The organism is Prevotella koreensis, assembly GCF_003977605.1.
GTDB classification, from domain to species: Bacteria; Bacteroidota; Bacteroidia; order Bacteroidales; family Bacteroidaceae; genus Prevotella; species Prevotella koreensis.
On sequence record NZ_RYYU01000001.1, the window covers coordinates 272,025 to 293,340 of the forward strand.

Below are 21,316 nucleotides of genomic sequence, written 5' to 3' on the forward strand. Positions count from 1 at the left end.
TTTCGATACCGAAACTGTGGTATTGGGATGTCCCGCTTTTTTTTACACCTCTCCTTTATTGGGAGGACATAAAGACATAAACTTTTTTAGACAGAAAGACATAAGGTTTTAGACAGAAAGACATAAAGGGACATAAAGACATAAAAGGGCAAAAACACATAAAGAATTTGTTATGATTTACGTCTGATTTTTTCTTCTTTTTGTCTTTATGTCAAAAAATGCTTATGTCTTTATGTCCCTTTATGTCTTTCTGTCTAAAACCTATGTCTTTATGTCTTGCTGTTTTTCATGACCTGAAACGAAAAAGGGGAAATAAATTTCAAAAAGGATATGCTATATTTTGTGAATAATATTATAATGTGTATCTTTGCCGTTATAAATAGGCTATAGCGTGCGGGAAATAACATTATACTATTAGTCGGCTGCGAAAGTGTGATGAAATTCGTGAAGAGGCGTTGATGGCTTTACTGATGCTTTAAATCTGATTAATACATTTATAAATGATACAAAAGATAGACTGCTTTCTACCGTGCCGTGACATCGGGGCGTTGGCAGGGACTATAAGTGACCTGCGGGGCAGCAATATAGTTAATAGGATTTTTCTGATGATTGCAGAAGAGGGTGACTGCGAGGCGGAAGTGCCCGAAGGCTGCGAAACAATAAAGATAGACAGTATGCTGTCGGCCGCTACCATACGAAAGATTGGTGAGCGTGCCGAGTCCGGTTATTTACTGCTGGTGATGAAATCGTCGCCGGTGCATTTCGGCCTCTATGCGCTGCAAAGAATGGAGAAAGTGGCACGAGATACCGGGGCGGCGATGGTTTATTCCGACCGCTATCAGGTGGAAGGCGGAAAGCAGATGCTGCACCCAGTGATAGACTATCAGCCGGGCAGTCTGCGTGATGACTTCGACTTCGGGTCGGTTGTGCTTCTCAGCACACCGCTACTGCGCTCTTTCGTGACCCATCATGCCGACTCAGAATACCGATATGCCGGTTTCTACGAACTTCGACTTTATCTGAGCCGACACGGAGAACTGTTTCATCTGGACGAACCGCTATACACCGAGAATGAGGAAGACCTACGGGCGAGCGGTGTGAAGCAGTTCGACTACGTTAATCCGGCCAACAGGGAGGTGCAGATAGAGATGGAACGTGCCGTGACCAGGCATCTCGAAGCCGTAGGAGCATTCGTAGACACTGCGGCATATAGCGTGCCCGACTTCAACGAACAACCATTCGAGGTGGAGGCCTCGGTGATAATCCCGGTGCGCAACCGTGAGAAAACGATATGCGATGCGGTGGACAGCGCACTTGCACAGAAAGCAAATTTCAAGTTCAATGTCATTGTTGTGGACAACCACTCAACAGACAATACTACGTCTTTACTTGCGGCATATACAGACAAGCGACTTATACACATAGTGCCGGAACGCACGGATTTGGGCATAGGAGGATGCTGGAACGTTGCTGTTAACGACTCTCGCTGCGGACGATTTTCCGTACAACTCGACAGCGATGACCTATATTCTTCTACCGATACGCTGCAACAGATGGTGGATGCGTTCCGCCGACAGGGTGCGGCAATGATTGTGGGAAGTTACAGAATGTGTGACTTTGACTTGAACACACTGCCGCCGGGGCTGATAAGTCATGCGGAATGGACTGATGAGAATGGGCCGAACAATGCCCTGCGCATAAACGGTCTTGGGGCACCGCGTGCTTTCTTCACTCCGTTCCTGCGTCAGGTAAAACTGCCCAATACAAGTTATGGTGAGGACTATGCCATGGGACTGGCTTTCAGTCGAGTGTATCGTATTGGCAGAATATTCACGGAACTGTATCTGTGTCGCCGTTGGGGAGGAAACAGCGATGCCGCACTGACTGTCGAAAAGATAAACGCTAACAACCTATATAAAGATCGACTGCGCACCATAGAACTGAAAGCACGTCAATATCTGAATACTCGCGGAGCCGAGGCGAAACGCGATGGTTCTCTGAGCCGTTTCTTGTTGAGACAACTTGACACGTGGGCAGACGCACGCCACAGATATAAGGATTTGCAGTTGGTGAAGACTCGCGACCTTGTAACACACAGACTGACGATGCGTGCACAATTTAATCCCGCAAGAATGGTCTCTACGGGTGCTAACATAGACAGTAAGGAGATAAAGGAAAGAGAATGTTTCCTATGTGCCAAGAATCGCCCGGCAGAGCAGATGACAAAAGATTTCGACTCGCGTTTTGAACTGCTGCTGAATCCTTTCCCGATACTTCCACACCATTTCACCATACCGGCACGCCGTCATCAACCACAGGTTATAGTGGGCAATTATGGCGAAGTGCACAGGATATTGGAGCGATACCCTGACCTTACCGTTTTCTACAACGGACCGCGATGTGGTGCTTCGGCTCCCGACCACCTGCACTTCCAAGCCGGTACGAGTGGCATTGTACCACTACAGGCAGAGTGGCAAAGACTCTCGCGCACATTGTCTCCGGTGATAACGATTAACGGAGAAGAAGGTATATGGAGCATTGGCGACTATCCGGTGCCTGCATTGCTGATAAGAAGTAGGACATTGGAGAATGACGAGAGGTTGTTCAGAAAACTATATAAGGTGATGACGGTCGAGAAAGGAGACACTGAGCCGATGATGAACATCGTGTGCTGGCGCACCGGTTACGACTATCTCACCGTGGTATTTCCGCGACGAAAGCATCGTCCTGATTGTTATAGGGCTGAAGGTGAATCCCGTATGATGGTGAGTCCGGGCGCTCTCGATATGGCCGGGCTGATTATTACGCCGCGTAAGGACGACTTCGAACGCATCACTCCGGAACTGGCAGAAAGTATAATTAAGGAGGTGGCGATAGACAATGAGGCCTTTACGGTTATGGTAGAGGCGATGAAAGCAGAACATGCAACGGCACAACAGGAGACGAAATCGAAGAAAGAACCGCTGGTGCAGGTGGGTATCATCAGCACGGAAAGGATTGTTTTCTCGCTGAACGGAGCCTACACGGCAAAAGGAGAGACCCTTGAAGGAAAACAGGAGGTGGAGTTCTGTGAGGGCGGAATACTCTGGAACGGCGAACAATATCGTGAGTTGGTGTTCAAACCGCACGCACAGGGTGCGTCATTCTCGATAGACGATGTCACCATAGGGCGCAGTTTCCATTGGGAACGTAAGCAGAAACAGACTTTCCTCGGCTCGTTGAGGCTCGTGGTGGAGGCAGACAAGATATGCGCCATTAACGAATTGCCGGTCGAGAACTATCTGTCAAGCGTCATTTCAAGCGAAATGAGTGCTTCGGCATCAATAGAATTGCTTAAGGCTCATGCCGTTATCTCGCGCTCGTGGTTGCTCGCACAGATGGCGAAGCGTGCCGATAAGGGCGAGGATAAGGGCGCGTTCTTCTCGTTTGTGAAGAAAGATGACGAACTGATACGTTGGTATGACCGCGAGGATCACACCATTTTCGATGTCTGTGCCGATGACCATTGTCAACGTTATCAGGGTATTACGAATGCCTCACGACCTAATGTCGTAGAAGCATTGCGGGCAACACGAGGACAGATTCTTACCTATCATGACGAGATATGCGATGCCAGATTTTCGAAATGCTGCGGAGGAGTGACCGAAGAGTTTCAGTATTGTTGGGAAGATACTCCCAAACCTTACCTCCGTTCGGTGCCTGATGCGATAGAAGAGGGTGGCACTCCGTTCTGCAATACACAAGATAAAGGGATATTGGCTCAGGTGCTTAACGACTACGACCGTGAGACAACCGACTTTTATGAGTGGACGGTGGAGTACACGGAAGAGAAGTTGCGTGCCATAATAGAGAAAAAATTGAAAGTGAGTCTTGGCACAATCATCGACCTGCAACCACTATCACGCGGAAAGAGTGGGCGAATATGGCGACTGAAAATAGTTGGTAGCAATGGTTCGTTCATCATCGGTAAGGAATTGGAGATACGTCGGGCACTGAGCGAAACGCACCTTATGAGTTCTAATTTTGATGTGGAGAAACGCGGTGAGATATTTATCTTGCGTGGAAAAGGATGGGGGCATGGTGTAGGATTGTGCCAAATCGGTGCCGCAGTGATGGGTGAGTGTGGCTACAACTATGAGGAAATCCTATTGCATTATTATAAGGATGCGGAAATCAAGAGAATTTATCGTTAAATTACTGGTGAGGAATGATCTTACAAGCATCGTTTAATAAAAAAGAATAGTAAGAAAATGAAGAATAATAAAAGAACAGGAAAAACCCCTGAAGTGAACAACTCTCGTTCATCACTCAACGCTCAACGCTCATCACTCAACGTTCAACACTCAACACTCAACACTCAACACTCAACCCATCGTTCCCCTTGGGCATGGGTTCCCACATTATATATTGCCGAAGGGTTACCGAATGTTATTGTGATGTCGGTTGCTGTGGTTATGTATATGCAGTTAGGAATGAGCGACAGTGAGATAGGTTTATATACGAGTTGGCTCGGATTGCCTTGGGTAATCAAGCCGTTTTGGAGTCCGTTTGTAGATCTTTACAAGACAAAACGGTGGTGGGTGATAACGATGCAGATACTGCTTGGATCATCGCTAGCCGGAGTTGCCTTCACTCTGAATGCCTCGTTTTGGTTTCAAGGCACAATGTTCTTTTTCTTCCTAATGGCTTTCAGTAGCGCAACGCACGACATTGCGGCCGATGGATACTATATGCTCGAACTCGACGACCACGACCAAGCGTGGTATGTAGGTATCCGCAACACGTTCTATCGCTTGGCGGTAATATTCGGAAAGGGAGTTCTCGTACCAGTAGCCGGTGTGCTTCAGTTGTCGTTTCGCGATCAGAAAGCATTCGCTTGGAGTCTTATTTTCTATGGATTGGCAGGACTTTTCATTGCTTTTTGGCTATATCACAACTTCATAATGCCACGTCCGGCGGAAGATAAGCCCGGCAAGACATCGCCACGCGAGGTGTTTGAGGGAATAATGAAGATGTTTGTGACGTTCTTTAACAAGTTACCTCCGCGACAGGTAGTGTTCGCAATGCTTTTCTTTCTGCTCTACCGACTCCCCGAAGCAATGCTTGCCAAAATGACGGAAACGTTCTTGTTGCGACCAAACTCTGAAGGAGGATTGGGACTTACGCCTGTGGATTATGGCCTTGCAAACGGCACTGTCGGACTGATAGGTCTTATTCTGGGAGGTATAATCGGTGGAATGCTTGCCGGTAGGGACGGATTGAAGAAATGGTTTTGGCCTATGGTGTGCGCCATAACGCTGCCCGATATTGTTTATGTGTGGATGAGTTATGCGATGCCTTCAAACCTTATTGTCGTAAGCAGTTGTCTTTTCGTGGAGCAGTTTGGTTATGGTCTCGGCTTCACAGCACTTACTCTCTATATGCTTTACTACTGTAAGGGCGAGTTCAAAACCTCTCACTATGCCATTTGCACCGGAATAACTTATCTCGGACTGATGCTTCCTGGCATGGTTTCGGGTTATATAAAGGATGCCGTAGGTTACAATACGTTCTTCATTATCATAATGGGACTATGCCTCATTACCTTTGTCGTATCTGCGTTTGTTAAGATAGACCCTGAGTTTGGGAAGAAACGCTGAGGGTGTTTTGTTGAGCGATGAAAGTTCTTTCTTTGCAATGTTTCGAAAGCGTCTCTTGACGGAGCCGAGCGGAGCGTTGAGCGAATTTGGTTACAATAAACATGACTTATTTCGCTCAACGCTCAACTTTCATCGCTCAACATTAATCGTTAATCAATAAATCTCCGTGTAATATCTTTGTATTCATCAATGCGGCGGTCGCGCAGGAATGGCCACCAGCGGCGCACATTTTCGCTGCGTTCAAGGTCAATGTTGACGATAAACGATTCTTCTTCTTTCTCAGAGGCGCGGTGAAGTAATTCTCCTTGCGAGCCTGCAACGAATGATGAGCCCCAGAATTGTATTCCTTGTATTTCTGCATTGTTGTCAGTGGTGTCGCAGAGCGGGTCCGTCGGCTCAAATCCGACGCGGTTCACGGCAACGACAGGCAGTCCGTTTGCAACAGCATGTCCACGCATCACCGTAGTCCAAGCCTCTCTTTGTCGTTGCTGTTCCGCTTCATGGTCGTTGGCATCGTATCCTATTGCTGTCGGATATATCAGTATTTCAGCACCTTGCAGTGCCATAAGGCGTGCTGCTTCAGGATACCATTGATCCCAGCATACCAATACTCCGAGCCTTCCGACACTCGTATCAATGGGGCGGAAGCCAATGTCACCGGGTGTGAAGTAGAATTTTTCGTAATATGCAGGGTCGTCCGGAATATGCATCTTACGGTATTTCCCGGCAATAGTTCCGTTTTTTTCTATCACCACTGCAGTGTTATGGTAAAGTCCTGCGGCGCGTTTCTCGAACAGAGATGTCACTATCACCACCCCTAATTGCCGTGCCAAATCACCATAAAATTGTGTTGATAATCCTGGTATAGGTTCTGCAAGGTCGAATTTTCGCACGTCTTCGGTTTGGCAGAAATATAGTGAGTTGTGAAGTTCTTGTAACACAATGAGTTGTGCTCCACGTTTGGCAAGGTCTTCTATTCCTTCGGCCAGTCTCTTTATATTATGTTGTATGTCTGCCGTGTTATGTTGTTGCAGCATTCCTATTTTCAGTTCTTTCATATCTTTCGTTATTTGTTTTTACTTTTATATTATATGTTCAGAATTGCATTTCTTTGGGGAATTGCATTGTGCAGCAGTGTATTGAGCCATGTTGGCGTGTGATAATGGTGCTGTCAATGGGTATCATCTCTCGGTCGGGGAATGCCATTTGCAGCGTTTTCAGTGCCTTGGCATCGTTCTCCGGTTGCCCGTATGTCGGCACAAGTACCGCTCCGTTTATTATAAGGAAGTTGGCGTATGTTGCCGGGAGACGTTCACCGTCATGATATATTGGGTCGGGGAAGGGTAGTGGCAGCAGTTTGTAAGGCTCTCCTTCGACAGTTCTCAATCCCTGTAGTTGCAGTTCCATTTCCTTGAAATCGGTATAATGCTCGTCTGAAGGGTCGTCACACCTTATATATAATATAGTATCGCGCGCGCAAGGACGCACTATTGTGTCTATGTGTCCGTCGGTATCATCGCCCGCAAGTTGTCCGTGTTCAATCCATATTATTCTGTCGGCTCGCAACATTTCACGTAATCGCAGGTCTATCTGTTCGCGTGTCATCGGCTGATTACGATGAGGTGCCAGCAAACAAGACGTTGTCGTGAATATCGTTCCGCATCCGTCACTCTCTATTGAGCCGCCCTCAAGCACGAAATCAAGGTGATTTTCGTATTTCTCTTCGCACCCGAATATTTTCATGAGACTACGGTTTATCTCATTGTCAAGACCGGCGTCGAACTTCTCTCCCCAGCCATTGAAGCAGAAATCGAGCAATATGGGGCTGCCGTCAGCATTGCGCAAAGTGATAAAACCGTGGTCGCGTGCCCAAGTATCGTTGGTCGGTAATTCCACTACACGTACGTTCCTCATCTCTGTTTTTCCGAGTCTCTCACTCAGTTTCTCTTTTATTTCTTCTGCATGAGGTGTCACCACGAGCAGTTTTTCGCGTCGTGCTATTGCCTCTGCCATTTGCAGATAGGTTTCGTTTATCTCTTCAAGGTACGGCTGCCAGTCTGTTTCTTCGTGTGGCCATGTCAGCATCACTCCACTTTGCGGTTCCCATTCTGCCGGCAATATTGCTCTGTCAATGTTCATCTTGTGAATGTTTTTATCCTACAAAGTTACTCATTTGTCGCAGAATTAACAAGAAAATATGTAAAAAACGGTCAAAATGATAAATTATAAGACGTTGAAATGCGCGTATAACCATTTAGCAAAAAATCACTGTAATATGCCATTGATATGTATCAAAACGTTTGACGTGTGTCAAAAAAATGCTATAAAAAGCGTCTGTTTTGCTGTATAAAGCATTGCTGAAACACCAAAAGTACTAATTTTGCAGCCGTAAACAAATAGAATGTCCGTGTAGGATATAGAGTGATAAAATAGGAAAGCCACTAAGGATGGCAAAAGTTATTAGGTAAAAAGATTAAGATTTATAGAAAGGATAACATTATGAGAAAAATGGTAAAAAGAGTAATGGATAGCAATAAATTGAATAAGTATTGCGTGAATGTACTTAGAATGTATAATATTGGTAGAGTAAATCTGCCGGTATAATATATTTAAGAATTGTACGAAAAATGGTTTAGGTTAAAAAAAAATAAATTGAAGGCGAGACAGAGCACGCATTGCTTCTGTCTCGTCTTTTATTATTACCTTTGCAACCTAAACTCACAAGACGTGAAAATAATAGAAGTGCTTCGTGCCCTTGAACGTTTCGCGCCTCTGCCCTTGCAGGAAAGCTACGATAATGCAGGCCTGCAAATGGGATTGACAGAGACGGAAGTATCAGGGGCATTATTGTGTTTGGATGTTACCGAGGCTGTGGTGACAGAGGCTGCTGCCACGGGTTGTAATCTCATTGTAAGTCACCACCCGCTAATTTTCCACCCGTTGCGACGGATTGCGGGCGAAAATGACGTGCAAAGAGCGGTGATGACAGCAATTAAGAAAGATATTGCGGTGGCAAGCATGCACACCAATATGGATAATGCCGGCGGCGGAGTGAATTTCAGAATAGCAGAAAAAATGGGGCTGCAAAACCCGATTTTCTTCGGCGAAACGAAGGTTGCCAAGGCGTATGACGGTTCAGAGGTGATGGGAGGCAATGGTGTCGTTGGTTCGCTGGCCGAACCGATGGCTGCTGATGACTTCATAAAGATGCTGAAATCGAGGTTCGATGTGGAGTGTGTGCAAGCCAACCAACTGCTACGGCGCAAGATAGAGCGCGTTGCGGTGTGTGGAGGCGCAGGCTCGTTCTTGCTTGGCGATGCCATTAAAGCAGGTGCCGATGCTTTTGTAACGGGCGAAATGCACTACCACGAGTATTTCGGACACGAGCAAGAAATACAGATAGCGGTTATCGGGCATTTCCAAAGCGAACAGTTCACGAATGAAATATTCAAGGAAATAATAGAAAGGGAGTGTCCCGGAGTGAAGGCTGTGATGAGCAAGACCTGCACCAATCCGATACTGTATCTTTAAAGCACAGAGCAAGAAAAATATCCGAATTAAGACCAAATCGGTCATTGAAGTCTGCACAGATTATGTTTTATTGTTGGTCAGGTTGTCTGCACTATTCTCAAAGACGTAGCGGGCTACGGCGAGAAAATAAGGAAAAAAGATGACAATAAGCAAATAAAAGAAAGCAGGAAGCGATGGAGTCAATATGAAATGGAAAAATAGCAGTCTGTTGACAGATTAAGGTAAAATATTAACGACAAGGCCCTCGCCCCTGTTACGGCCTCCCCTTTGGGGGATAAAGAGGGGGGACAAGGTTTTATGGCAAGGAAAGATCCTACAGATTTATCGGTTGAAGAGAAACTGAAAGCACTCTATCAACTACAGACAACGTTGTCGTCGATTGACGAGAAGCGTGCAATCAGAGGTGAACTGCCTCTGGAAGTGGAAGAATTGGAAGACGAAATCGTCGGTCTTAACACGCGTGTGGAGCGTATCGAGACTGAAATTCAGGAGTTTCAAGATGCCATTTCACAGCGTAAACGCGAAATTGTGGAGGCAGAACAGAGCATTGAACGCTATAAGCAACAACTCAATGAGGTGCGCAATAATCGTGAGTATGACACACTGAGCAAGGAGATTGAGTTTCAGGAACTTGAGGTTCAGTTGTGTAATAAGAAAATACGTGAGGCTCTGACTAAAATCGAAGAGAAGAAGCAAGACTTGGAGAGAAACGAAGAGGTGATAAAAGACCGCAAAATGGCTCTTGAGGAAAAGAAGAACGAACTCGATGAGATTGTGGCAGAAACACGCACCGAAGAAGATCGTCTGAAACTAAAGGCAAAGGAACTGGAACTGAAAATAGAGCCACGACTGCTCACCAGTTTCAAGCGCATACGCAAGAATGCACGCAACGGTCTGGGTATTGTCTATGTGAATCGTGACGCCTGCGGTGGTTGCTTCAACAAAATTCCGCCACAGCGACAACTTGACATCAAGATACACAAGAAGATTATCGTCTGCGAATATTGCGGACGAATAATGATTGATCCGGAACTGGCAGGCGTGAAACTTGACAAACCGGCAGCAGAAGAAAAGCCAAAGCGCAAGCGTGCAATACGTCGCACAAAGAAATCGGAAGACGACGCTGCAGAGGCATAAAATTCTTCATAACATCATTTTTCTGCTATGATGCCGCGCATTAAAATCCTTTTTTTGAACGCAAATCACAGCAGATAGAATACAAATAAGACGTGAATTATCCGAGAATGCATTCTTGTATTTACGGATAATTCACGTCTTATTTATGGCGGTTAGTGTTGAAATGAATCTTCGGTTAGTGTGAAACTATTATCGCTAAACACTACTTTGCATCGCGATTTAGCCCAAAATAGAAAGCAATTTCGCCCATTTTACTCTGCAAATTCGCCGAATTTGCTCGGCAAAATCGCCTATTTTGGTTTTACATGGGATATGTTTTATAGTAGTAATTGCCTATTATTGATGTGTGGTGTGCGGTATCCATGTTTAGGGCGAGGCTCATTTCTGTTGCTGCTTTCTGTAGTCCCACAGTTCCAGCGAGTTTATGATATTCTGCCAAAGCACGTAACAGCCTGCGCCGACCGATGCAACGGGATTGAGATACATGTAGGCCACCCAGATGCTCAGTGCCGTATTCTTCTGAAAGAGAGCCTGTCCGGAGTTTATTTTTTCGCCGAAGCGTCTGCCAATGGCACGCCCGATGCCGAACTGAACGAAACATACGATGAGAGAGAGTACTGCAATCATGACAAGCAACGACATAGACGCGTCGGAATGAATGATGTTTTTTACCGTGATGCCTGTGGTTATTGCGAGTGAAACGCCCCAAAAATAGAAACCGAGATTTGGCTTCGATATAATCCACCGGTGCATCGGATGGACATAATGGCGTATAAAATAACCTAAAACGAGGGGTAAAATTAGTACCAAAGCCACCTTTTCGAGAATAATAAGGAATGCGACGAGGAACGTGATATGCGTATCGTTTTCGAGAAGTGGGAACACGGCAGGTATCATGAAAGCCGACGCAAGTGAGGATATTAGGGTGAAGGTGGTCATCGTACTGATGTTTCCGCCAAGTTTTCCGGTGACAACCGGGGCGGCCGAAGCAGACGGGCCGATGATGCAAGTGAGTACGGCCTCCCATAGAATTTTCTGCTCGATGCTGTTGCCTACAAATATAATGATGGCAATATTCAGAATCACGAGCACCACTTGTGCCACAAGCACCCATAGATGCCAGCGGTGGGGGCGCATCTGATGGAAATCTACTTTGCAGAAAGTGACAAGCAAAGTGAGGAAAACAAAGAACGGAAAGATGACATCGAACACCGGACCGAACATACATGCGGCAGTGTCGAGCGCCGGAACATAATAGAAAATAAGGTAGCAGAGTGTTCCTAATGCTATCGAGACCGGAAGTGTCCAGTCTTTAAGGAATTTCAGCATGGTGGTATTTCTTTATTTTTCAGGCTCTTCCGTGATGTCTTTCAGTTCGTAGAACGGATTGCGTACATCTTCCGGGAAGTAGGCCTTGCCGGTATCATCTACCCACACGGCAATGCCGCACTGCACTGCGGGATGATCCATCGTCAGACTTACGGGTTTCTCTTCGCCGGTGATGATATTCTTCATTATTGCCTTTTTCATATCTTGATGTGTTTTGTTTTTTTGAAATATTGCTGTCGTATGTTTGAGATGATGTTGCCTTGTGAGATGCTAAAGTTTCTGATATACAGGTATTTCGGACAAGAATGAATAACTATGTTTCTCGTAATCCATTTTACAGCAGATGTGCTGCAGTCCGTTTGATACCGTCAGATAATCCACGTGAAGCAGCATGTTGTATGCCGTTATCTGGTCGAAAACGCTCTGTGTGAGTTGTATCGTGGGGGCTTTATATTCCACAATCATAATCGGGCGCGCCTCCTTATTATATATAATAGAGTCGCAGCGTAGTCGTTTCTCTGCCACACGGAGTTCTACCTCGTTTGCCATGAGTCCGGCAGGGTAGCCCTTATGGTCGGTAAGGAAATGCACAAAGTGCTGGCGCACCCATTCTTCCGGTGTTAAGGCTATGTATTTGCGCCGTAGGAAATCGAAAATATGGGGTTTGCCGTCTTTCTCTTTTATTTTTATTTCGTAATCGGGTAGGTTTAATCGAAACATTTTATTAACTTTGTAACCCAAATAGTAGCATGCCACTTATGGCATCCGCAAAGTTACTTATTAAAACCGAAAGAAACGAAAAATATGGCAGAAAAGAAGTCGGCAGTGTCTTTTGACAATGTGATGCGTGACCTCAAAGCCGGGAAATATGCACCTGTGTATATCCTGATGGGCGAGGAATCGTATTATATAGACCGTATATGCGACTTCATTTCAGATAATGCGCTGCGCGAAGACGAACGCGACTTCAATATGACCGTTGTCTTCGGTGCCGATACTACGGCGGCGAAAGTTGCCGATATGGCACGCAGATACCCGATGATGGTAGAACGACAGGTGGTGATAGTGAAAGAAGCACAGGCTATGAGACAGTGGGATCAGTTGGAACACTATTTCGAAAATCCACTTAATACTACAATTCTTGTTATCTGCTACAAGAATGGTACGATAGATGCAAGGAAGAAAATCGTTGCGTTGGCGCAGAAAATTGGAGTGGTGTTCACGAGCAACAAAAAACGTGAACAGGATTTGCCACCTTTCATCGAGACTCATCTCAGAGAGCATGGGGTGGGCATTGACTATAAAGCGGCGCAGATGATTGCCGACCATATTGGTTCTGACCTCAGTCGTATGACGAGCGAACTTGAAAAACTCAGACTCTCATTGAAGGAGGGAGAGAAAACGGTCACACCGGAACTTGTTGAGAAGAACATCGGGGTAAGCAAGGATTATAATCCGTTTGAGTTTAGAAATGCAATCGTGCAGAAAAATGTATTGAAGGCAAATCAGATTATGATGTATTTTTGCAACAATCCGAAGTCAGGCGGACCTTACATTCTTGTGCCGCAACTTTTTGGTTATTTCCAAAATCTGATGATTGCTTACTATGCTCCTGACAGAAATAATGATGAGTCGATGGCGAAATATCTTGGACTAAGAAGCGGGTGGGCGGCTCGCGATTATATCACCGGAGTGAGAAATTACTCGGGTAGAAAAGTGCTCGAAATAATTTCAAAAATACGAGAAACCGATTCCAAAATCAAGGGCATAGGTAAGGGAAATGCCACTGATTTTGACCTTATGCAGGAACTTGTTTTCTTCATTTTACACTAAAAATCGCCCTCCGAAAGGGCTATTTTTTTCTATAATTCGATTTTTATAATACATGTTTTTTTCGTGTAACTCCCATCGTTTTCAGTGTGTTTGGCGAAAAACTCCTCTCCATTTCGGGGCATAAAATCATTTGTTCTGCCATTGGTTTGGAAACAACTCGTTTTCATTAAAAAAACGCTTAACGTGACTCTTGATATTTACATTTCACATTATTTAGAGTTTACAACAATGAATTTAAAAACATAAAATACCAAAGTTTTTAATCTTGTTTTACAAATCAAAACACAAAAGATAACAATTCACAAACTGAAACATCAGTAGTTGATACGCGTTTCAATATATAAATCAAAACATTCAATACCTAAACATTATACATATACTATATATGTTATTTATATATAATCTCCCAATAATCAGCGAATTACTACATTTCATACATCTAAAAATATAAGAGGAACGTACAATATACACCTAAAAGTTGCATATTTGACTATTTGCTTGCTTTCGCTTTGTAAATAATAACATAACAGTCAGTATTTTATAAAATCCTTGTAAATAAAGGATTTGAGGCCATTTAAACCTCTAAATTTACATTTACGTTTACGAATATACAAATATGAATTTATAAATTAAAGATTTAAAAGTTTGAATTTAAAAACTCAAAGTTTTGAAATCGAAATATGTTTTTAAAAGTTTGGATATTTAAATATTTTGCTTTACCTTTGTAAACTGAAAGAAAAAACGCCCAAAATGGCAAAAAACAGTCCTATCAGTAGATGAAAGACAGAATTCGACAGATAATGGAGAGTCAACACATGACTCAACAGACGTTCGCTCAGTTCATAGGAATCTCTCCCGCAGCACTGAGCAGTATCTTCAACGGTCGCACCAATGCGACCCTAAACACGGTTGAGGCTATCAAGTCAAAACTGCCGGCGCTGAACAGCGACTGGTTGCTATTTGGCAAAGGTAAGATGTATGAGGGTGAATTGTCGGGCGATGACGATAACACTACCGGCGGTCAGGCGAACGGCGAACCAATGCTCGACTTTGGAGAAACAGAGTCGACTATTGCTTCATATCCTCATCAGTCACCTATCATTAATAATGCCGGTCGCCAGAATTCGGCATCTCAGCGACAGGTATTGAAGCCCGAGGTGAAGTATGTGGAGCGTCCGCAGAGACAGATAACCGAGATACGTATCTATTTCGATGACCTCACCTACGAGACCTTTGTACCTAAGAGTAAATAACAACTATTGCTTTCTCTTTTTGGATTAGAGAAAAGTTTTTGTGGAGTTTCGGATACTAATATTCTCCGTAACTCCACAGAATAGCATTCATTATTTTAATTATTTTCTAATCACACCTACCTTTTTCTCATTTATTTTGTATAAATTTGCCAAAAAATTTTGGCGAATGAAGAAATATATCCTTGACCTGACGGTTTCTGATGTGTGCCGTATAAATGATAAGTATGTTCTTGTCAAACTAACACACGACGAGGAACTGCCGCCAATGATACCGGGACAGTTTGTTGAAGTACGTGTAGATGGCTCTTCCACCACATTCCTACGTCGTCCCATATCAGTGAATTTTGTTGATCGCGAGCGCAACGAACTATGGTTGCTTGTTGCTGCGGTAGGTGACGGTACGCGTCGTATTGCCATGTTGAAAAAGGGCGAAATGCTGAATTGTGTGTTACCTTTGGGGCGTGGCTTCACTATGCCGGAGTCTGCCGATGCCAAGGTATTGCTTGTCGGTGGTGGCGTTGGTGTTGCTCCGTTGCTGTATATGGGCATGGCTATGCGTGAGAGAGGAATAGAGCCAAAATTTCTGTTGGGAGCACGCAGAGCGGCAGATTTGCTCCTATTGGACGAGTTCCGCAAGTATGGCAGGGTGATGATAACCACGGAAGACGGTTCTGAAGGCGAGCGCGGTTTTGTTACAAACCACAGTATTCTCGCTACAGAACGCTTCACACAGATATGCACCTGCGGTCCTAAGCCCATGATGATGGCCGTTGCCCGCTATGCCTCAAAGGAGCATATAGATTGCGAGGTGAGTCTTGAGAACTGCATGGCATGCGGTGTCGGAGCGTGTCTGTGCTGTGTGGAAGATACCACCGAGGGCAATGTCTGTGTCTGCACAGAAGGCCCGGTATTCGATATAAAGCAACTCAAATGGGAAATCTGACACTCATTTCCCATATACAATATATATAATAGAGGTTAATAAAGAGAGAATATGGCTGATATAAGCGTAAATATAGGTGGATTACGGATGAAGAATCCTGTGATGACGGCATCCGGAACGTTCGGTTACGGCCCGGAATTTGCCGATCTTGTACCTATCGAAGAGATTGGCGGCATCATCGTTAAGGGCACCACGCTCCATCCAAGGCAGGGTAATCCGTACCCGAGAATGGCCGAAACTGCGCAGGGAATGCTTAATTGCGTGGGATTGCAGAACAAGGGTGTTGACTATTTCTGTGAGCATATTTATCCCGAAGTGAGCAAGATAGACACCAATATCATTGTGAACGTGAGTGGTTCGAGTATTGATGATTATGCAGAATGTGCAGCACGTATCAATGCTTTGGAGCACATTCCCGCGATAGAACTGAACATCTCGTGCCCTAACGTCAAACAAGGCGGCATGGCTTTCGGTGTTACCTGTTCAGGAGCAGCAGACGTTGTGCGTGCCGTGCGCGAACGTTATCACAAGACATTAATAGTGAAACTTTCGCCCAATGTGACCAACGTGGCCGATATAGCGCGTGCCGTTGAGGCCGAGGGAGCCGACAGTGTGTCGCTGATAAACACAATAATGGGCATGGCAATCGACATAGAGAAGCGTCGTCCGGTGCTCAGCATCGCCACAGGAGGTCTCAGCGGACCTGCCGTGAAGCCTGTTGCGCTACGTATGGTGTGGCAGGTGGCAAAGGCTGTGAGCATCCCCGTAATTGGTCTTGGTGGCATAAGCAATGCCAAGGATGCAATAGAGTTTCTCATGGCCGGAGCAACGGCGATAGAGATAGGCACTGCCAATTTCATAGATCCGCAGGTCACGGTTAAAGTTGCGCGTGGCATCAGCGAATGGCTTGATGCCCATGGTTGCCGTAACGTAAGCGAAATAATAGGAGCATTGGAGGATTGAAAGTTTCCTCCAATGTTTTTTATGACCAATTTTGAGGCATAAAACAAAAGAGGGCGGCCAAACAGCCGCCCTCAACCAACACAAAAACTAAATTAGACTTAATCGACAGTCGTGATTTTCACAAACCTCCGCTGTCTGAGCACAAAATTACTATTATTTTTTTTATCTGCAAATATTTTCGTACTTTTTTTTACTTTATATAGAATTAAGGGCAAATTTTCACAGTTTTTGCAATTAAATAGTGGTCAAGTATGGTAATTGCAGCCATTGCTTCCACTATTGGCACCGCTCTTGGCAGCACACAAGGGTCGTGTCTGCCGGTTGCTTTGAGTGTCGTTGCGTTACCATTCGTATCCACCGTGGGCTGTTCTTTCATCACCGTAGCCACCGGTTTGAAAGCCACACGGAAGAAAATGTCCTGTCCGTTACTTATTCCGCCCTGTATTCCTCCGCTGTGATTTGTCGTTGTTTCGAGACCTTCTGCATTGTCTTTTCTGCTCTTGAATATGTCGTTATGCCTACTTCCACGTTTCAGTGTGCTATCAAAGCCATCGCCATATTCAAAACCCTTAGCGGCGTTAATGCTGAGCATCGCAGCGCCGAGGTCGGCATGCAGTTTCCCGAACTCCGGTTCTCCCAACCCTGCGGGACATCCTTTTATGACGCATGTTATCACTCCACCCACCGTATCGCCTTCTGCTTTTACCTGCTCTATGAGTCTTTCCATTTCCTCGGCCTTGCCGGTGTCGGGACATCTCACTGCGTTTTTATCCGTCATTATGAGGTCATACTGCGTATAGTCTTTGTCGAGTGCTATTTCGGCCACCTGCGAAGTGTATGCCCGAATGGTGATACCCACCTTCTTTAGAACCAATTTTGCCAGTGCTCCGGCCACGCATCGGCTTATCGTTATGCGTGCCGACGAGCGTCCGCCACCACGATAGTCGCGAACTCCATACTTATTATAATAAGTGTAGTCGGCATGAGACGGACGGAACAGGCACCGCATACTCTCGTAGTCTTGCGACTTCTGATTGTTGTTGCGGACGATGAATCCGATAGGTGCCCCCGTGGATTTTCCCTCGAATATTCCGCTCAACAACTCCACTTTGTCGGCTTCCTGACGTGCTGTTGTGATGTGACTTTGGCCGGGACGACGCTTGTTCAGTTCCTCTTGGATAAAGTCAATATCAATGTCAATGCCGGCAGGCATGCCGTCAACAACGCCGCCGATGGCTTCACCGTGGCTTTCGCCGAAGGTGGTGAGTGTGAAAATTTGGCCGAAGGTGTTGCGCATAATTGTATTATTGGGATTTCGCAGATACTTTGATTGAGGGGTTGGGTATTATTGGGAAAGTGGTTGGTAGATGATTAATCACATCCTCCGCAGCCACAGCCATCGTTGCAGCCACCATCTTTGTCACAACTGCTTTCACCACAGTTGCAACCGCCTCCGCAACCGCAGCCTCCCTCGCCGCTCATCTGTGCCACGAACGACTCAATCTCGGCATTTGTTGCCTCTCGGTTTTCAATTATGTGGCCGATGAATTTCAGTGTTTTTCCTGCCAAAGGATAGTTCAAGTCAACCGTTACGTTCGTATCATCAACTTTCACTACCGTTGCTTGGAAACGCTGTCCTTCCTCGTTCATCAGCGGCACCATAGCCCCCTCGAATATCTTTTCGTCGTCGAATTTTCCGTCAATGGTGAACACTTCGCGTCCAAGTTCTATCACAGCATCCTTGTCGTGCTCTCCGTAGGCCTGTTCCTTGTCAAGCAAAATCTCAAATTTCTCGCCTGTCTGCTTTTCCAATATAGCACTCTCGAAAGCCGGGAGCACCATTCCGAAGCCACTCAGGAACGTGTATGGATTCTCTATCGTAGCCTCTTCTATAAATTCTTCCTTGCCGTTGTCAATCGAATAAAGATTGTATGCAACGGCAACAAACATGTTTTTTGTCTTTTCTTCCATTTTGATTTATTTTTATTCTTATGGCTGCAAAGATAGCGTTTTTATTCGACATTTGCTCAAAATTGTCATAAAAAGAACTCCGCGTAGGGATAAATACGCCAGGCCAAGCACACCTTATATGCCATGCTACATATCCTACAGCCGAGCAATTTGGCCTGAATTGCCGACCAAAACAGGCGATTTTGCTTTGCAATTTGGGCGAAATTGGTCGGCAAAATCGCCCAAATTGCTGTGAGGTATATGATATTCAGAGCGCCGATAGGTATTTTCTTTTGTGTCATAACACTTGGTTTTCTCGTTTTTTTTCATTTACTTTGCAGCAATAAAACCATTATTCGTATGAAACGAACGTTACTGTCAATATGCTTTGCCGTTGTCACAATAATCGCCTTTGCCCATTCTTCGGCACTCGATAAGATGTCGCCGATGGTGAGAATGGCGGCGATACAGCAGGAAAAAGTCTCTTCGATGTTTTCAGACAAGGCCGGTGTCGTTGGTGCACGGAGCAACTCCGGTATTTGTGCCTTTGTGCGTATCAAGGGCGATGCCGATGCTTTGATGAGCAGGTACGGTTGCCGTCGCCTTGCCTCTTTTGGCGATATATACATCGCCGACATCCCTATCGCCGCCCTGCATGCCCTTGCATGCGAGAACGGAGTGGAACGTATAGAGGCTTCGCCCACGCGAACCGAGTTGCTCGACAAGTCGGTCACGATAATCGGTGCCGACAAAGCGCATGCCGGAACACGACTTCCGCAGGCGTTCACCGGCAACGGTGTGGTTGTAGGCATTCAGGATATAGGTTTCGACCTGACCAATCCCAACTTCTATAATGCAGACCAAACACAATACCGCATAAAGCGATTTTGGGACATGCTCTCTACCGATACCATTGGCAGTGCGCTCTATGTGGGAGCCGATTACACCACCGAGGCGGAGATACTTGCCTATAAACATTCGCGTGACGGCTTAAACTTCGCTCACGGAACATACACCCTCGGCGTGCTGGCCGGCACAGGTTACGGCACATCTTACAGAGGAATAGCCTATGAGAGCGACATTGTGGCCGTGAGCAATGCCGTGACGAGCGACACGATATTCATAAGAAAAGAAGACCTCTACAAATACACCTCAGCCACAGATGCGCTCGGTTTCAAGTACTCTCTCGACTATGCCGCGTCGCAGGGCAAACCGTGTGTGGTGTCGTTCAGCGAGGGAAGTCATCAGGCGCAAGACACTGACGAACAACTTTTCTATGAAGTGCTGCGACAGATGAGTGGTCCGGGCAGGATTATAGTGGCCTCGGCGGGCAACGAAGGGCATTACAATACTTATATACACAAGCCCGTGGGTAAGTCGGGCATGGGGCATTTTCTGCAAGGAGTAGGCAGTTCGGCCTATCTCAGGATTTCTGCCAACGGAGATTTCGCGCTGCGTATCAATGCCTATGATGCCTCCAATGAGATTGCAAGTGTGGAATATAGAATGTCGGACATAATTGCCCGTAAAGACTCTTTGCTCAATGATACCGTTCGTCTGCATGGTGTTGATTATATGTTCGGTTTCGCGGCCTATCCCAATGTTTTTGATAATGAGCGTTTGATGATAGATGTGATGTTGAAGACAACCGTTGGCAGGCTTGGGGCAGACATGCCTTTGTCGGTTCAGTTGATTGGCGAAGAGTCGGATGTGGAACTCTATCGCATATCCGGTTATTTCCTTCGTAATGCCATAGACATGTCTTTGAAAGATGCAGAGAAGAGCCACACCATTTATTCTCCGGGCAGTGCGCCGAGCGTTATATGTGTCGGTGCTACGAGTTATCGCCCCAAATACATTAATTATAAAGGCGAAGAGTGCGGCAATGTTGATACCGAGGAAGGCGTGATAGCATACTATTCCGGGCGCGGTCCTACTTTCGATGGGCGCATAAAGCCCGATGTTGTTGCGCCGGGGTCTAATATAATCACCACGTCAAGCAGTTTTGTGTATGGAGAATATCCCTATCCGCGCTCGGTGGTGAGTGTGAGTGAGTTCCGTGGACGCAAGTATCCGTGGCAGGCAACGTTGGGAACATCATTCTCCGCACCGATGGTTTCGGGTTGTATTGCGCTCTGGTTGCAGGCCAATCCGTCACTCACTGCCGATGACGTGATAAGTCTTTTCAGCGAGACTTGTCACCAACTCGACCCCACGCTCAGCCATCCCAACAACATTTACGGCTACGGCGAGATTGATGTCTATCGTGGCCTGTTGCGCATACTCGGTATTGATGGCATAGAAGGCATTTCAAAAGAGCAGCCTACAGGTGTGGATTTCCGTCTTGATGGTTCGTCGTTGCTTCACCTCTGTTTTACTCGTCCATTGAGTGCTTCGGCACGAGTATATATATATAATGTGTCCGGCAACATGTTATATGAGGGTAGGGTGGCAGCCGGAACAGAATCGACAGAGGTCGGTATGGCGACATTCCCCGCCGGGGTATATGCCGTTCAAATCACTTCTCCGGACACTGCTGTCTGCGGTTCCACACTTGTGAGAATTGTAAAATGAGAACCGAAGATTGACCGTGGGTGAGCAATCGCACTTTATAATTGCTCCACACGGTCAATTTTCCTTTATCTGCTCACTGCTTGTCGGTCGTGTGTTATCAATTCATCGCCATACTAACAAGTAGGTATTTTGCACAAACCACCATTTTTAGGTATTGCAGATGT

General features: G+C 45.8%; 16 protein-coding genes. 9 read left to right on the forward strand and 7 right to left on the reverse strand.

Annotation, left to right across the window (positions count from 1 at the left end):
• Positions 1 to 500: 500 nt before the first annotated feature.
• Together EHV08_RS01110 and EHV08_RS01115 are read left to right on the forward strand one after the other, a co-directional pair.
• Complete coding sequence (locus EHV08_RS01110; RefSeq protein ID WP_126677599.1) at positions 501 to 4,193, forward strand: DUF4922 domain-containing protein; 3,693 nt, start codon at positions 501 to 503, stop codon at positions 4,191 to 4,193.
• Between the two features lie 57 nt (positions 4,194 to 4,250).
• Positions 4,251 to 5,639: an MFS transporter gene (locus tag EHV08_RS01115; protein WP_126677600.1), complete on the forward strand. Its 1,389-nt coding sequence runs from the start codon at positions 4,251 to 4,253 to the stop codon at positions 5,637 to 5,639.
• Between the two features lie 149 nt (positions 5,640 to 5,788).
• On the opposite strand, the gene EHV08_RS01120 is transcribed toward EHV08_RS01115, so the two are convergent.
• Positions 5,789 to 6,697, reverse strand: a complete 909-nt coding sequence (locus EHV08_RS01120; protein ID WP_126677601.1) for a carbon-nitrogen hydrolase — start codon at positions 6,695 to 6,697, stop codon at positions 5,789 to 5,791.
• 37 nt (positions 6,698 to 6,734) lie between these two features.
• Positions 6,735 to 7,778, reverse strand: coding sequence for an agmatine deiminase family protein (locus EHV08_RS01125; protein WP_126677602.1), 1,044 nt, complete (start codon positions 7,776 to 7,778; stop codon positions 6,735 to 6,737).
• Positions 7,779 to 8,366: 588 nt separating this feature from the next.
• Between EHV08_RS01125 and EHV08_RS01130 the strand changes: the two genes are divergently transcribed.
• Positions 8,367 to 9,170 carry a Nif3-like dinuclear metal center hexameric protein gene (locus tag EHV08_RS01130; RefSeq protein ID WP_126677603.1) on the forward strand — a complete coding sequence of 268 codons (804 nt, stop codon included), beginning with the start codon at positions 8,367 to 8,369 and terminating at the stop codon, positions 9,168 to 9,170.
• Positions 9,171 to 9,467: 297 nt separating this feature from the next.
• Positions 9,468 to 10,307, forward strand: coding sequence for a zinc ribbon domain-containing protein (locus tag EHV08_RS01135; protein WP_126677604.1), 840 nt, complete (start codon positions 9,468 to 9,470; stop codon positions 10,305 to 10,307).
• Between the two features lie 378 nt (positions 10,308 to 10,685).
• Here the strand turns inward: EHV08_RS01135 and EHV08_RS01140 are convergent, their stop codons facing one another.
• From EHV08_RS01140 to EHV08_RS01150, 3 genes are all read right to left on the reverse strand, one after another.
• On the reverse strand, positions 10,686 to 11,636 hold the full coding sequence (locus EHV08_RS01140) for a bile acid:sodium symporter (protein ID WP_126677605.1): 951 nt from the start codon (positions 11,634 to 11,636) through the stop codon (positions 10,686 to 10,688).
• A gap of 12 nt (positions 11,637 to 11,648) precedes the next feature.
• Positions 11,649 to 11,837, reverse strand: coding sequence for a hypothetical protein (locus EHV08_RS01145; protein WP_126677606.1), 189 nt, complete (start codon positions 11,835 to 11,837; stop codon positions 11,649 to 11,651).
• A 69-nt stretch (positions 11,838 to 11,906) separates the two neighbouring features.
• Positions 11,907 to 12,356 (reverse strand): type I restriction enzyme HsdR N-terminal domain-containing protein, encoded by a 450-nt coding sequence (locus EHV08_RS01150; protein WP_126677607.1) that lies wholly within the window; start codon positions 12,354 to 12,356, stop codon positions 11,907 to 11,909.
• Between the two features lie 84 nt (positions 12,357 to 12,440).
• On the opposite strand from EHV08_RS01150, the gene holA reads away from it, so the two are divergent.
• The 4 genes from holA to EHV08_RS01170 all read left to right on the forward strand — a co-directional run bounded on the left by holA (position 12,441) and on the right by EHV08_RS01170 (position 16,628).
• Positions 12,441 to 13,469 carry a DNA polymerase III subunit delta gene (gene holA, locus EHV08_RS01155; protein WP_126677608.1) on the forward strand — a complete coding sequence of 343 codons (1,029 nt, stop codon included), beginning with the start codon at positions 12,441 to 12,443 and terminating at the stop codon, positions 13,467 to 13,469.
• Between the two features lie 776 nt (positions 13,470 to 14,245).
• Positions 14,246 to 14,722, forward strand: coding sequence for a helix-turn-helix domain-containing protein (locus EHV08_RS01160; RefSeq protein ID WP_126677609.1), 477 nt, complete (start codon positions 14,246 to 14,248; stop codon positions 14,720 to 14,722).
• Positions 14,723 to 14,888: 166 nt separating this feature from the next.
• A complete protein-coding gene (locus EHV08_RS01165; protein WP_126677610.1) occupies positions 14,889 to 15,665 on the forward strand; it encodes a dihydroorotate dehydrogenase electron transfer subunit in 777 nt (258 codons plus the stop codon).
• A gap of 51 nt (positions 15,666 to 15,716) precedes the next feature.
• The gene (locus EHV08_RS01170; RefSeq protein ID WP_126677611.1) at positions 15,717 to 16,628 is read left to right on the forward strand and encodes a dihydroorotate dehydrogenase; all 912 of its coding nucleotides are present in this window, start codon (positions 15,717 to 15,719) and stop codon (positions 16,626 to 16,628) included.
• A gap of 205 nt (positions 16,629 to 16,833) precedes the next feature.
• On the opposite strand, the gene aroC is transcribed toward EHV08_RS01170, so the two are convergent.
• Together aroC and EHV08_RS01180 are read right to left on the reverse strand one after the other, a co-directional pair.
• Positions 16,834 to 17,925, reverse strand: coding sequence for a chorismate synthase (aroC, locus tag EHV08_RS01175; protein ID WP_126677612.1), 1,092 nt, complete (start codon positions 17,923 to 17,925; stop codon positions 16,834 to 16,836).
• 74 nt (positions 17,926 to 17,999) lie between these two features.
• Positions 18,000 to 18,599, reverse strand: coding sequence for an FKBP-type peptidyl-prolyl cis-trans isomerase (locus tag EHV08_RS01180; protein WP_126677613.1), 600 nt, complete (start codon positions 18,597 to 18,599; stop codon positions 18,000 to 18,002).
• Positions 18,600 to 18,938: 339 nt separating this feature from the next.
• On the opposite strand from EHV08_RS01180, the gene EHV08_RS01185 reads away from it, so the two are divergent.
• The gene (locus EHV08_RS01185; RefSeq protein WP_158676029.1) at positions 18,939 to 21,152 is read left to right on the forward strand and encodes a S8 family peptidase; all 2,214 of its coding nucleotides are present in this window, start codon (positions 18,939 to 18,941) and stop codon (positions 21,150 to 21,152) included.
• Positions 21,153 to 21,316: the final 164 nt, after the last annotated feature.

Excerpts from the sequence above, each read along its gene's own strand:
- aroC (WP_126677612.1), bottom strand. The coding sequence starts at position 17,925 with ATGCGCAACACCTTCGGCCAAATTTTCACACTCACCACCTTCGGCGAA.
- EHV08_RS01185 (WP_158676029.1), top strand. The coding sequence starts at position 18,939 with ATGAAACGAACGTTACTGTCAATATGCTTTGCCGTTGTCACAATAATC.
- holA (WP_126677608.1), top strand. The coding sequence starts at position 12,441 with ATGGCAGAAAAGAAGTCGGCAGTGTCTTTTGACAATGTGATGCGTGAC.
- EHV08_RS01115 (WP_126677600.1), top strand. The coding sequence starts at position 4,251 with ATGAAGAATAATAAAAGAACAGGAAAAACCCCTGAAGTGAACAACTCT.
- EHV08_RS01140 (WP_126677605.1), bottom strand. The coding sequence starts at position 11,636 with ATGCTGAAATTCCTTAAAGACTGGACACTTCCGGTCTCGATAGCATTA.
- EHV08_RS01170 (WP_126677611.1), top strand. The coding sequence starts at position 15,717 with ATGGCTGATATAAGCGTAAATATAGGTGGATTACGGATGAAGAATCCT.
- EHV08_RS01120 (WP_126677601.1), bottom strand. The coding sequence starts at position 6,697 with ATGAAAGAACTGAAAATAGGAATGCTGCAACAACATAACACGGCAGAC.
- EHV08_RS01160 (WP_126677609.1), top strand. The coding sequence starts at position 14,246 with ATGAAAGACAGAATTCGACAGATAATGGAGAGTCAACACATGACTCAA.
- EHV08_RS01135 (WP_126677604.1), top strand. The coding sequence starts at position 9,468 with ATGGCAAGGAAAGATCCTACAGATTTATCGGTTGAAGAGAAACTGAAA.
- EHV08_RS01125 (WP_126677602.1), bottom strand. The coding sequence starts at position 7,778 with ATGAACATTGACAGAGCAATATTGCCGGCAGAATGGGAACCGCAAAGT.
- EHV08_RS01145 (WP_126677606.1), bottom strand. The coding sequence starts at position 11,837 with ATGAAAAAGGCAATAATGAAGAATATCATCACCGGCGAAGAGAAACCC.
- EHV08_RS01110 (WP_126677599.1), top strand. The coding sequence starts at position 501 with ATGATACAAAAGATAGACTGCTTTCTACCGTGCCGTGACATCGGGGCG.
- EHV08_RS01165 (WP_126677610.1), top strand. The coding sequence starts at position 14,889 with ATGAAGAAATATATCCTTGACCTGACGGTTTCTGATGTGTGCCGTATA.
- EHV08_RS01180 (WP_126677613.1), bottom strand. The coding sequence starts at position 18,599 with ATGGAAGAAAAGACAAAAAACATGTTTGTTGCCGTTGCATACAATCTT.
- EHV08_RS01150 (WP_126677607.1), bottom strand. The coding sequence starts at position 12,356 with ATGTTTCGATTAAACCTACCCGATTACGAAATAAAAATAAAAGAGAAA.